The organism is Geodermatophilus obscurus (genome assembly GCF_900115395.1).
Taxonomy (GTDB): Bacteria; Actinomycetota; Actinomycetes; order Mycobacteriales; family Geodermatophilaceae; genus Geodermatophilus; species Geodermatophilus obscurus_B.
Window position 1 is genome coordinate 1 of record NZ_FOWE01000017.1, and the last position, 12,354, is coordinate 12,354.

Sequence of the window (12,354 nt, forward strand, 5' to 3'; positions counted from 1 at the left end):
TGGTGTTCTCCTCCACGACCAGCGCGGTCGACGGGGCCCGCCTGGTGACCGGCGACGCGGTTCCCGAGATCACCCGGCTCAAGACCGAGGACGGCGGTCCGATGGACGTCGGCGGCGCCACCCTCGCCGCGGCGGCGATGCGGGCCGGGCTGATCGACGAGTACGCGGTCGTCACCCACCCGGTCCTGGTGGGCGGCGGCACGCCGTTCTTCACGGCCCTGGACCACTGGGTGGACCTGACCCTGGTGGAGACCCGGACGTTCCCCGGCGGCGTGCTCCTGGCCAGGTACGAGACCAGGCGCTGAGCGCCCGGCCCCGGATCGGCGCGGGCGTCGGGCCCACCCGGGGATCTCGTGGCGCCGTGGTCCGTGACGATCGTGATGCCCCGCCGGATCACGGGCCAGGGTCGTGCCGCCGACCGGACGACGTAGGACTGTCCGATCGCCTGTGTCTGCGCGACCGTGAGGTGCCGTGAGGGGTTCATCCTTCGGACAGGTGCAGTACGAGCGGGCGAGGACGTCACGTCCCTGGTGACTTCGTGCACGGGGGCGTGGAGCCTGCCTGCACGTAGCGTCCTGGCCCGTGACGCCGTGACACCGCCTGCTGCGGAGCGGTTCACCAGGCACAGCTTCGTGGCGCTGCTGGTGGCGCTGGGCGTGGACAACGCCGGTTCGGGCTTGTTCCTGCCGTTGGTGCTCGCCTACTGCACCGAGGCGGTGGGCCTGTCCCTCGCGGTCGCTGGGACGGTGGTCTCGGTCGGGATCGCGATGGGACTGGTGGTGCCGGCGGTGGCCGGGCGGGTGGTCGACCGCCTCGGCCCGAAGGCGGTGGTGGTCGCCTCCCAGGTCCTGCAGGCGGGTGGGCTGCTCGCCTACCTGCTCGCCCAGGACGTGATCGGTGTGGCCGTCGCCGTCGCTGCGGCGCTCACGGCCGTGAGGCTGCAGCTGTTCTACAGCGCCCTGTTCGCGTTGATCGCCCCCTCCTCGTTGGTGTCGGCGTGGTTGCTCGCTTCCACGCTCGTCCTGGCGGCCTCCTCGCTGCTCGTCGGCACTCGGCCCAACGCCGTCGCCGAGGCCGCCGCACCGGTGCAGCTCCGCGGCCGCTACCTGGCGATGTTCCAGTACGCCTTCACCGACCCTCAGTTGGCGGAGCCCCTGGTGATGGCCATGTCCGCGGTCCACCCTGTACTGCCGTGGGTCACCACGGCGGCGACCACCACCGCCGGCCTGGGTCTGCTGCCCTGGTTGGCTCGCCGTCTCCCGACCTGCGCCGTGCAGCCCACTGGGTAGGGGCATCACCTGATCCCGTTGTGGGATCCCCTGCGGGACACCGGCGGTCGGCCTTGCGTCCCGTCCGACCGTCCCGGCGCGTTCGGCCGACGGGACGGTCGGACGGGTGACGGCGGCAGCGCAGCGGACCGTCCTCGAGCGGGCCCCGATCAGGGGCACCCACTCGCTTCGGCGTCCCCCGGCGTCCGGACGTGTCCGTCGACGGATGACCTGGCTGTGTACGGGGGCCGTTCGGCCTGTCAGGCGCGGTCGTGGAGGGTGACGACGACCCTGGCGTCAGCAGCGATGCCGGACGGGTATCGGCTGGTCGAAGGGCCACCGGCGGCCGAGGACCACCTGCTACTGCGGGAGCGAGCCGGCTCGACCCCACGCCGTCCCGACCAGGCTCGCGCAGCGCGGGACGGCGCGTGGGCGGCGGTTGCGGTCGCGGCGTCCGAGGACGCCTACAGCCAGTCGTGCTCGCGTGCGTAGCGAGCCGCTTCGTGCCGCGTGTGGGTCTGGGTCTTCTGCATGGCGCTGGACAGGTAGTTGCGCACCGTCCCCTGCGCCAGGTGCAACCGGGTCGCGATCTCGGCGACCGAGTAGCCGTCCCGGGTCACCCGGAGCACCTCGATCTCCCGGTCGGTCAGCGGGCAGTCGTCGACGATCGCCGCGGCCGAGACGTCCTGGTCGATCCACCTCCGGCCGGCGTGCAGCGCCGCGATCACCGAGGCGATGTGGGCGGGCTCGGCCGCCTTGCCGGCGAACCCCTGGACGCCGAGCTTCAGGGCGCTGCGCAGCACGCCGGGCCGGGCGTGCCGGGTGAGCATGAGGACCACCTGGTCGGGGATCGTCCGGCGGATCTCGGCGACGGCCGCCAGCCCGTCGACGCCGGGCATCTCGAGGTCGATGACCAGCACGTCGGGCCGGTGGGCGAGCGTGGCCCGCGTGGCCTCCGCGCCGTCGGCCGCCTCGGCCAGCACCGTGATGTCGCCCTCCAGGGGGAGGAGGGCGGCGAGCGCGCTGCGGAGCAGCACCTCGTCGTCGGCCAGCACGACGGTGGTCACCGGGCCGCCTCGCCGGCCGCCGCCACCTCGCCGCCCACGCTCGGCGGTGCGGGGAGGGTCGCCGTCGTCCGGAAACGCCCGTCCCGGCGCTCGACGGTGAGCTCTCCGCCGTCGTCCGCGACGCGGCGCGCGAGGTCGGCGAGCCCGCGCAGTTCCGGCGGGCCCTCCTCGTGGACGCCGTCGTTCACGACGGTGATGCTCCCCTCGGCGAGCGCGATGCGGACGAGCGTGGCCCGCGAGTGGCGCAGGACGTTGGTCGGCGTCTCCCGGAGCACCTGCGCCAGGAGGTCGTCGGCGCGGTCGGCGTCGGCGTCGTGGCGGGGTCAGTGGTGCCGGGTGCGCTGCCACCAGCCGCCGCCGAACAGGGCCAGGAGCACGAGCACGGGCTGGAAGAAGAGCCGGACGAGCCGCTTCCGGTCGGTGTCGAGACCGAAGGCGTCCGTGCCCTCGACGTACTGGGCGACGTTGCCGGGGAAGACCAGCACGAAGAACGCCGCCAGCAGCGCTCCGACGAGCCGCCGTCTCCGCGGGAGCGCGACGAAGGCCGCGCCCAAGGTGATCTCGACGACGCCCGAGGCGAGCACCGTCAGGTCCGGGTCGACGGGGAACCAGTCGGGCACCTGGGCCTGGAACTCCTGCCGCTGGGTCGTCAGGTGGAGCACTCCTGCACCCACCATCGCCGCGCCGAGCAGGAGACGGGCGACGGTGCGTGCGGCGGAGGCCATGACCGCACGGTAGGTGCGGGTGCTGCCGCCGATCCGGTGGTCGTGCCCGGTCGGGAGCCGCGACTGACCCGGGCCCCTGAGCCGGCGACAGCCAGTGACCACCGTTCCCTCACTGCACGGCCACGCCGGCGCCGCCCACGTGGACCCCCGGCGGGACACCCGGTCGACCGCGTCCTCGCCCTCCGGGTGACTCACGTCGAGCCCTGGGCCGACGCGTGGCCTCCCGACCCGGGGAGGAGTCTTCTCCCGTGGGTACAGACACGGGTACGGCATCGGGGCCGGAGGACAGCGACGGTCACCGGCGGTGTGCCTGGTCGAGCCGGTCGGCCGCCTCGCGTTGCCGGCCGGACGACGTGGCTGTCGTCGTCCGCCGTGACAGCGTCGGGAACGCTCCTGGAGCTACGTCGTGTCCGACTCGTCACGGACGCGTGACGCACGGTCGCGTCGCGGCGAGACTGTGTGAAGAGTCACTTCCGGCCCTTGTCCTGTAGCAGACCCTCTGGTTCCCTCATGCGAAGTGGGTCTCGGATGACGCAACACGATTGGGGAGTGTCATGGAGCCACCGCGCAGCGAACACGCCTCACCCTCCCGCCGGCTGAGCCCGCCGGAAGCCGTGGGGGCTCCTCCGCCGGTCGGGGGCGAGACCCGTGGGTCGAGGGAGGAGCCCTCGGTCATCCGCGTCAGGGAGGTGTCCGTCTCGGGGATCCACCCGGCCATCGCAGAGCCGCCGCCCTGCGTCGCCGACCGCCACTGGGCGGTGGACAGGGTCCTGTTCGCCATCGCCGCGGCCATGGCGCTGGGCTTCGTCGTCTGGGGCTTCGCCACGCCGACGGGTCTGGGCACCGTGAGCGGCTCGGTCCTCGGCTGGGTGACCGGCAACCTCGGCTGGCTGTTCGTGACGCTCGCGTCGGCGTTCGTGGTCTACGTGATCTGGCTGGCGGCCGGCAAGTACGGGCGCATCCCACTGGGGCGCGACGACGAGCGGCCGGAGTTCCGCACGATCTCGTGGATCGCGATGATGTTCAGTGCCGGCATGGGCATCGGGCTCATGTTCTTCGGGGTCGCCGAACCGCTCTCCCACTACGTCGCGCCGCCGCCGCTCACGACCGAGGCGGAGTCGTCCCAGGCCATCCAGACGGCGATGGCCACCACGCTGTTCCACTGGACGCTGCACCCGTGGGCCATGTACGCCGTCGTGGGGCTGGCCATCGCCTACGGCACGTTCCGGCGGGGGCGCCGTCAGCTGATCAGCTCGGCCTTCATCCCGCTTCTCGGTGAGCGGCGGGCTGCCGGTCCGGCCGGCCGGGTCATCGACGTCCTGGCCATCTTCGCGACGCTCTTCGGGTCGGCAGCCTCGCTCGGCCTGGGTGCACTGCAGATCGGCAGCGGGGTCCAGATCCTCGGCTGGTTCGGCAGCGTCGGTGACGGCGTACTGGTCGCCATCATCGCCGTGCTGACCGCCGCCTTCGTCGCCTCGGCCGTCTCCGGCATCGCCCGCGGGATCCAGTGGCTGTCCAACATCAACATGGTCCTGGCCCTGGTGCTCGCGGTCTTCGTCTTCGTCGTGGGCCCGACGATCTTCATCCTCAACCTCATCCCGGACGCGGTCGGGAGCTACTTCTCCGACCTCGGTGAGATGGCCGCGCGCACGGAGGCCACCGGCGGCGACCCGATGGCCGCCTGGCTGCGCGGCTGGACGGTCTTCTACTGGGCCTGGTGGATCAGTTGGACGCCGTTCGTCGGGTTGTTCATCGCGCGCATCAGCCGCGGCCGCACCATCCGCCAGTTCGTCACCGGCGTGCTCCTGGTGCCCAGCCTGGTCAGTCTGCTGTGGTTCGCCGTCTTCGGCGGCGCCGGGATCGCCGCTCAGCGCGGCGGCGTCGACGTCGCCGGTCAGGGCACCACGGAGGGGCAGCTGTTCAGCGTCCTGGAGCAATACCCCCTGACCACCGCCGCGACCGTGCTCGTGATGGTCCTCGTGGCCATCTTCTTCGTGTCCGGGGCAGACGCGGCCTCGATCGTCATGGGGTCGCTCTCGCAGCGCGGCACGCTGGAGCCGAGCCGCTGGGTCGTCGTCTTCTGGGGAGTCGTCATGGGCTCCGTCGCAGCGATCATGCTGCTCCTGGGCGAGGACGGTGCGGCACTCACAGGGCTGCAGAACCTGACGATCATCGCGGCCCTGCCGTTCGCGCTCGTGATGGCGGCGATGGCCGTGAGTCTGGTCAAGGACCTCCGCCGCGACCCCATCGTCCTGCGCGGCAACTACGCCACCGTGGCGATCGAGCAGGCCGTCGTCGACGGCATCAGCCGCCACGGCGAGGACTTCGTCCTGGTCGTGGAGAAGACGCCGGACCTGTCGTCGGACCCCGCGGCCGAGGCGGGACGGCCGCCCCTGGCGAGCCCCGAGGCGGACGACCGGCTGTCGGTCAGCCCGAACGGCAATTTCGTGGCTTCTGCCGACGGCGGCCCGTCCGTCCCCGCGCAGAGCCAACCCAGGGCGGAGGCGATGGGCCGGCCCTCGGACCCGCGCGCCTAGCGCATCGGGAGGCACGGAGGAGCCTCCCGGCCCTGGAGCCGCGTGTCGCTCCGGTGCCGGGAGGCTCCGCTCCGTCGGGCTCAGCCCGAGGGCCGGGCCGGGCCCACTCGACCGGCCAGCCAGTCGGCCGCCATCCGCCGCGCACGGTGCAGCGGGTCGCCGGTGTCCAGCCCCGGCGTGGCCGCCTGGCGTGCCAGGCGGGCCAGTGCTCCGTCGTAGAGGGCCAGCAGACCGTCGGCGATCCCGGTGGGGTCTCCGACGCCGGCGGCCTCGGCCAGGTCGTGGAGCCGCTCGGTGAGCAGTCGGGAGTCGGCGGCCAGCCACTGCTGGCCGGGATGGCCTGGCGGCAGTTCAGTGGCGGCGGCGAGGAACGCGCAGCCCCGGCGGCTGCCCTCGACCGCGCGGTACCGCACGACCGCGTCGAAGACCGACAGCAGCCGGTCGACCGGGTCGGTCCGCTCGTCGAGGACCTCGTCCCAGATCTCCTGCCACTGCCGAAAGCGGCGTTCGAGGTCGGCCGCCACCAGCCCGTCCTTGCCGGAGAAGTGCGCGTACAGGGTCGCCGGTGACACCCGTGCTCGGGCCAGCACGGCGTCCACCCCGGTCGCAGCGATCCCGGACTCGTAGAACAGCTCGCCGGCGGCATCGAGCAACCGCTCCCGGGCCGGTCGGCTCGCGGTATCCCTGGACACGGCTCTAGCATAACGATCGTTATGTTGAAACGATCGTTACAGTCGGTCCTCGGCTCGCCCGGCCAGCGTCCGCCGCACGGTCGGATGGTGGTCAGCGGGCTGTTGGTGATCGCCGTGACCTACGGCCTCACCCGGTACGGCTTCGGCCTCTACCTGCCGCAGTTCCGTGCTGACCTGGGGCTGACCTCCGGCACTGCCGGCGGCATCGCTGCGGGCAGCTATCTCGCCTACTGCGCCGCCGCCGTCCTGGGCCTCTACCTCGTCGACGGTGGGCGGGCGCGTCTGGCTCTGTGGTCGGCCGGGGTCGGTGCAGCCGTGGGTGCGCTGGTGGTCGCCGCCGCGCACGCGACACCGGTCCTGGCGATCGGGGCACTGGTCGCCGGCAGCGGAGCGGGGGCCGCCAGTCCGGCGCTGGTGGCCGCCGTGGCCCGGACGGTGTCCCCGTCCGCCGAGCCCCGGTCGCAGACGGTGGTGAACAGCGGCACGGGGGCGGGGGTGCTCGCGGGTGGACTGGTCGTCCTCGTCTGGCCGGCGGAGTGGCGCTGGGCGTGGCTGGGGTTCGCCGGCGGCGCGCTGCTCGTGACCTGGTGGGCCGACCGGTCCGCGTGCTGGTGCCCACCCCCGGCCGACCCCGACCGGCCGGGCTCCGGCCTGCGGCCGGTGCGCCTCGTCCGTCCGCTGACTGCCGGTCTGCTCGCCGGGGCCGGCGGGGCCGGGGTGTGGACGTTCGGCCCGGACGTGACGACCCGGAGCGGACTGTCGAGCCAGGCCACCGGGGTGTTGTGGTGCCTGCTCGGTGCAGCCGCCCTCCTCGGCGGCCTGAGCGGGAGCGCCGTGCGCCGAGCCGGCCTGGCCGCCGCCTGGCGGATCTCGGCGGCGCTCACCGCCGCCGGCACGGTGCTGCTCGCCTGGTGGCCTGGCTCCGTCGTGGTCGCCGCGGGGGCTCTGGCGCTGTTCGGCTGCGGCTTCGTGGCCCTGAGTGGCGTGCTCATCGCCTGGGCGAGCCGGCTGGCGCCGGAGGCGCCCGCGCAGGCCACGGCGCTCCTGTTCATCGCGCTGACCACCGGCCAGGCAGCCGGTGCCGCCCTCCTCGGCGCGCTCACCGACGCCGCCGGTGCACCGGTCACCTTCCTCGCCGCCGCGGGCACGGTGTCGGCCGCCGCGCTCGTGGCTCCCCGCGGTCGTCGCCGGACGCCGCCGGCCGGCTGCTCAGCGCGGCGTCGGCGCGGCTGAGCGCAGTTGCCGTCGCCACCGGGTGAACAGGCGGGGCTGGTTCATCCCGAGGACGGCCACCGGGTGCCCGTCGCGCTCGTAGAGGACCAGGAAGCTGCGGTCGGCACAGCTGCCCTCCACCACGCGGGCGACGTCCCCCTCCTGGCGCGAACCGGCGAACTGGATGCGGGCGCCGTACTGGTCGGACCAGAAGTAGGGGACCGGTGTCGGTGCCGGTCCGCCGGTGCCCAGCAGTGTGGCGACCGCCGTGGCCGGCTGCTCGAGAGCGCTGGTCCAGTGCTCGATGCGGACGTGTCTCTCCGCGACGGCCGACCACGCCGCGGCGCAGTCTCCGACGGCGACCACGCCGGGGGTGTTGGTGGCCCCGCACGCGTCGGTGAGGACGCCGTTCCCGAGGGCCACGCCGGAGTGGGCGAGCCACTCGGTGTTCGGGATGGCGCCGATGCCCACGACCACCACGTCGGCGGGCAGGCGGGTGCCATCGGTGAGTTCCACGGCCTCGACCCTGGTGGTCCCGACGAGGCCGGCGACTCCCGTGCCGGTCAGCAGGCGGGTGCCGTGGTCGGCGTGCAGCTCGGCGCAGACCGCGCCCATGTCGGTGCCCAACGGGGCGGCGAGAGGAACCGGCTGGCTCTCGACGACGGTCACCTCCAGCCCGAGTCCGCGGGCCGTGGACGCGACCTCTGCCCCGATGAACCCGGCCCCGATGACGACGAGACGTCCGGCCGCCACCAGGTCCGCGCGCAGGGAGATCGCGTCGTCCAGGGACCGCAGCACGTGCACGCCGTCGAGCCCCTCGGCACCGGGCAGCCGTCGTGCACGGGCGCCGGTGGCGAGGACGACGCCGTCCGCCTGGAGCTCGGTGCCGTCGTCCAGCAGCACCGAGCGGCTGACGCGGTCCAGCCCGACCGCCGTGGTGTGCAGCCGCCACTCGAGCGCGAGGTCCTCGTCGTCGGGCGCCGTCAGGGTGATGTCGTCCAGCGAGGTCGTGCCGGCCAGGAACCCCTTGGACAGGGGCGGGCGGTCATAGGGAGCGTGCGGCTCGTCGCCGAGGACGACGATGCGGCCGTCGTAGGACTGCTCCCGGAGAGCGCGCGCCGCCGACAGCCCGGCCAGGGAGGCTCCGACCACGGCGACCGTGGGGCTCATGCGACACCGTCGGCGACGGGCTCCGTCTGCACGTAGACCATGCCGTCCTGGACGACGACCCGGTGCGTGCGGACCGGTGTCTTGGCCGGCGGGCCGGACACCTTCCCGGTCCGCAGATCGAAGCAGGAGGCGTGCAGCGGGCACTCCACGGTGCAGCCGTCCAGCCAGCCGTCGGCCAGCGAGGCGTCCTGGTGGGTGCACGTGTCGTCGATGGCGTAGAACTCGCCGTCGACGTTGAAGACCGCGATGGGCTCGTCGGCCTCGACTCGGGTCGCCTCGCCGGGCGGCAACGCGGTCGTGGGGCAGACCGGGATCATGAGCACTCCAGGCTCTCTGTTGCGTCTGTCGCAACGCTGTGCCGATAGCGCAACAGCATGGCTGGAGTCTGTCGCAGCGTCAAGAGGGCGGCCCGGCGCGTGCGCCCGGCGATTTACCCTGACGTCATGTCTGGGCCGCAGAACGCACACGGGGAGCGGAGCTCGGTCGCCGCGGTCCAGTCCGTCGACCGAGCCCTGAGCGTCCTCGAGATCCTGGCGGCACACGGGGAGGCCGGGGTCACGGAGGTGGCCGCCGAGCTTGGGGTGCACAAGTCCACGGCCTTCCGGCTGGTCGCGGTCCTCGAGAGCCGGGGCTTCGTCGAGCAGTTGGCCGATCGCGGCAAGTACCGGTTGGGCTTCGGCGTCGTGCGCCTGGCCGGTGCCGCCGCCGCCCAGCTCGACATCGCCCGGGAGGGGCGGCGGGTCTGCGAGACGTTGGCTGCCGATCTCGAGGAGACGGTCAACATCGCCATCCTGGACAGCGACCGTGCCGTCAACGTCAGTCAGGCCCGGGGGCCGGCGGCGCTCAGCACGCACAACTGGGTGGGGCAGGCCACCCCCCTGCACGCCACGTCGAGCGGCAAGGTGCTCCTGGCCCACGCTCCCGACGCCGTCCGCAAGGGCGTGCTCTCCCGCGAGCTGCAGCGCTTCACCTCCGCGACGATCACCGATCCGGAGGTGTTGCACCAGCACCTCGACGGGATCGTCGAGCAGGGTTGGGGTGCCACTGTCGAGGAGTACGAGGTCGGGCTCAACGCCGTCGCCGCGCCCGTCCGTGGCGCCGACGGCGACGTGATCGCAGCACTCAGCGTCTCGGGGCCGTCCTTCCGCATGGGGGTGGAGGACTTCTCCAGGCTGGCCCGGCGCGTGGTCTCGGGCGCCGACGAGATGGGCCGGAGGCTGGGCTTCTTCGGCTAGGCCCGAGGGCCCGCCGGCGCCGCGGCCCGTGGGGTCGAGACGTCGCTCCGATCCCTGCACGCCCCCTGTGTGCGGTGTCGCTCAACGCGAGCGGGACGGCATCGGGGTCGCGCGGGTCGGCGGTGTCCACCGACCCGGGGGCCGGTCGGGGCGCGAGCCGCAGGGACCCCCCCCTGCACCGGACGGCCGCGGTGGGGGAGTGGCGCTACCCGTCCGACGTCGCATCCACTGGGCAGCCTCGGCGACGTCTCGGATGCGATTCGTTGCGCTCTGCGCGACCCGCTGTCTAATGTGCAACACATCGGTCGTCCTGATCTCTCGCACGGGCGACGGCCGTGGCCTGGCGCAGACATGCGTTGTCCGGCGTCCGGCGTCCCCAGATCGCCCGACGGAACCTCGAGGTGCCGTATGACCACCACCGACCTGCCCGCGAGCCTCATCTCCACCCTGCCGGGCCACTACTACACGGACCCGACCGTCTTCGCCCTCGAGCAGGCGCGGATCTTCGAGACCATGTGGTTCTGCGCCGTGCGGTCCGCCGACCTGCCGACGCCCGGGAAGTTCCGGAAGGTCCAGGTCGGCCGGGAGAGCGTGCTGGTCGTCCGCAGCCGGGACGGGCAGTTGCGGGCCTTCCTCAACATCTGCCGGCACCGCGGCGCGCAGATCTGCACGGAGGACGTCGGTGAGGTGAAGCGGGCCTTCCAGTGCCCGTACCACGCGTGGACCTACGACCTCGAGGGCAAGCTGATCGCAGCCCCGAACCTGACGAAGATGCCCGACATCGACCGCGTGCGGTACGGCCTGGTCCCGGTGCACCTGCGGGAGTGGCTGGGGTACGCCTGGGTCTCCCTGGCTGCGGAGCCCCCGTCCTTCGAGCACGACGTCATGGGGACCATCACCGAGCGCCTCGGTGACCTGGAGTCCATCGACCACTACGAGCTGGACTCGCTCACGGTGGGCCGCCGCATCACCTACGACGTGAAGGCGAACTGGAAGCTCATCGTCGAGAACTTCATGGAGTGCTACCACTGCGCGACCATCCACCCCGAGCTCACCGAGGTGCTCCCGGAGTTCGCTGACGGCTACGCCGCACAGTTCTACGTCGGTCACGGCGCGGAGTTCGGCGAGGACGTCCAGGGCTTCACCGTCGACGGCAGCGAGGGCTTCGACAGGCTCCCCGGCGTCGCCGAGGACCAGGACCGCCGCTACTACGCCATCACCGTCCGTCCGACGGTCTTCGTCAATCTCGTGCCCGACCACGTGATCTTCCACCGCATGTTCCCGGTGTCGGCCGACCGGACCATCGTGGAGTGCGACTGGCTGTACACCCGCGAGGTGGTGCAGTCCGGGAAGGACGTGTCGAGGTCGGTGGAGCTGTTCCACCGTGTCAACGAGCAGGACTTCGAGGCCTGTGAGCGGACCCAGCCGGCCATGTCGTCCCGGGCCTACGTGAACGGTGGTGTCCTGGTCCCGTCCGAGCACCACATCGGGGAGTTCCACGACTGGCTGACGCAGCGCCTGTCGCACTGAGCCGGGGTCGCCCCTGCGGGCCGAGGACGTCGTCCTCGGCCCGCAGGCGGTGTCCGTGGTCGAGCGGTTCGGGCGCGCCACGGACGTCGTCCGCGACGTCGAAGTCCTGGCCGTCGAGGCTGAACACCCCGCTGACCACGGCCTTCTCGATGCGGGCGCCGTTCATGGGCCCGGCCGTCAGAGCACGACCACCGAGCGCAGGACCTCGCCCCGGTGCATCTTCTCGAACGCGGCCTCGACGTCGTCGAGGCCGACGGTCTCGGTGACGAAGTCCGCCAGCGGGAAGCGGCCCTGCCGGTACAGGTCGGCCAGCATCGGGAAGTCGCGGGAGGGCAGGCAGTCGCCGTACCAGGAGGACTTCAGCGCCCCGCCGCGGCCGAACAGCTCGATCATCGGCAGGGTGAGCTGCATGTCGGGGGTGGGGACGCCGACCAGCACGACCCGCCCGGCGAGGTCGCGGGCGTAGAAGGCCTGGGTGAACACCTCCGGGCGGCCGACGGCGTCGATGGCGACGTCGACACCGAAGCCGCCGGTGAAGCCCCTGATCGCCTCGACCGGGTCGCTCTGCCGGGAGTTGACCGTGTGGGTGGCGCCGAACTGCCGCGCCCACTGCAGCTTCCGGTCGTCGACGTCGACGGCGACGATCGTCGTCGCCCCGGCCAGCTTCGCGCCGGCGATCGCGGCATCGCCGACCCCGCCGCAGCCGAACACCGCCACCGACTCCCCCCGCTGCACGCCGCCGGTGTTGATCGCCGCGCCGACGCCGGCCATCACGCCGCAGCCGAGCAGCCCGGCGGCGGTGGCCGGGGTCTCGGGGTCGACCTTCGTGCACTGACCGGAGTGCACCAGCGTCTTCTCCACGAACGCGCCGATGCCCAGCGCCGGGGACAGCTCGGTGCCGTCGGCCAGCGTCATCTG

The 12,354-nt window shown here is 72.8% G+C and carries 13 protein-coding genes; 6 read left to right on the forward strand and 7 right to left on the reverse strand.

The features are described from left to right. On the forward strand, positions 1–305 hold a 305-nt coding region (locus BM165_RS23500; protein WP_177225287.1), incomplete at its 5' end, for a dihydrofolate reductase family protein. Positions 306–590: 285 nt separating this feature from the next. Continuing rightward, entirely contained in the window at positions 591–1,289 is a 699-nt protein-coding gene (locus BM165_RS23505; protein ID WP_083427664.1) for an MFS transporter, read from the forward strand. Positions 1,290–1,732: 443 nt separating this feature from the next. Here the strand turns inward: BM165_RS23505 and BM165_RS23510 are convergent, their stop codons facing one another. Genes BM165_RS23510 through BM165_RS23520 form a run of 3 tightly spaced genes read right to left on the reverse strand, consistent with a single transcriptional unit; the run spans position 1,733 to position 3,060 of the window. Beyond that, positions 1,733–2,335, reverse strand: coding sequence for a response regulator transcription factor (locus tag BM165_RS23510; RefSeq protein ID WP_075015967.1), 603 nt, complete (start codon positions 2,333–2,335; stop codon positions 1,733–1,735). Further along, entirely contained in the window at positions 2,332–2,610 is a 279-nt protein-coding gene (locus tag BM165_RS23515; RefSeq protein WP_208976865.1) for an ATP-binding protein, read from the reverse strand. Before BM165_RS23515 ends, BM165_RS23510 begins: the two co-directional genes overlap by 4 nt. A 48-nt stretch (positions 2,611–2,658) precedes the next feature. After that, positions 2,659–3,060 carry a DoxX family protein gene (locus BM165_RS23520; protein ID WP_075015973.1) on the reverse strand — a complete coding sequence of 134 codons (402 nt, stop codon included), beginning with the start codon at positions 3,058–3,060 and terminating at the stop codon, positions 2,659–2,661. Between the two features lie 689 nt (positions 3,061–3,749). On the opposite strand from BM165_RS23520, the gene BM165_RS23525 reads away from it, so the two are divergent. After that, positions 3,750–5,597: a BCCT family transporter gene (locus BM165_RS23525; protein WP_244274447.1), complete on the forward strand. Its 1,848-nt coding sequence runs from the start codon at positions 3,750–3,752 to the stop codon at positions 5,595–5,597. Between the two features lie 80 nt (positions 5,598–5,677). On the opposite strand, the gene BM165_RS23530 is transcribed toward BM165_RS23525, so the two are convergent. Beyond that, on the reverse strand, positions 5,678–6,289 hold the full coding sequence (locus tag BM165_RS23530; protein WP_075015968.1) for a TetR/AcrR family transcriptional regulator: 612 nt from the start codon (positions 6,287–6,289) through the stop codon (positions 5,678–5,680). Positions 6,290–6,373: 84 nt separating this feature from the next. On the opposite strand from BM165_RS23530, the gene BM165_RS23535 reads away from it, so the two are divergent. Continuing rightward, positions 6,374–7,522 carry an MFS transporter gene (locus BM165_RS23535; protein WP_244274449.1) on the forward strand — a complete coding sequence of 383 codons (1,149 nt, stop codon included), beginning with the start codon at positions 6,374–6,376 and terminating at the stop codon, positions 7,520–7,522. On the opposite strand, the gene BM165_RS23540 is transcribed toward BM165_RS23535, so the two are convergent. After that, positions 7,499–8,671, reverse strand: a complete 1,173-nt coding sequence (locus BM165_RS23540) for an NAD(P)/FAD-dependent oxidoreductase (RefSeq protein ID WP_075015970.1) — start codon at positions 8,669–8,671, stop codon at positions 7,499–7,501. The two genes, BM165_RS23535 and BM165_RS23540, sit on opposite strands and share 24 nt — an antisense overlap. Continuing rightward, entirely contained in the window at positions 8,668–8,988 is a 321-nt protein-coding gene (locus tag BM165_RS23545; RefSeq protein WP_075015971.1) for a bifunctional 3-phenylpropionate/cinnamic acid dioxygenase ferredoxin subunit, read from the reverse strand. Before BM165_RS23545 ends, BM165_RS23540 begins: the two co-directional genes overlap by 4 nt. Before the next feature lie 126 nt (positions 8,989–9,114). Here BM165_RS23545 and BM165_RS23550 point away from each other — a divergent pair, with 126 nt between their 5' ends. Next, positions 9,115–9,906 (forward strand): IclR family transcriptional regulator, encoded by a 792-nt coding sequence (locus BM165_RS23550; protein WP_075015975.1) that lies wholly within the window; start codon positions 9,115–9,117, stop codon positions 9,904–9,906. Positions 9,907–10,314: 408 nt separating this feature from the next. Then, entirely contained in the window at positions 10,315–11,436 is a 1,122-nt protein-coding gene (locus BM165_RS23555) for an aromatic ring-hydroxylating oxygenase subunit alpha (protein ID WP_075015972.1), read from the forward strand. 177 nt (positions 11,437–11,613) lie between these two features. Here the strand turns inward: BM165_RS23555 and BM165_RS23560 are convergent. Next, positions 11,614–12,354 (reverse strand): zinc-binding dehydrogenase (locus BM165_RS23560; RefSeq protein WP_075015976.1); only part of this gene is annotated, 741 nt, incomplete at its 5' end.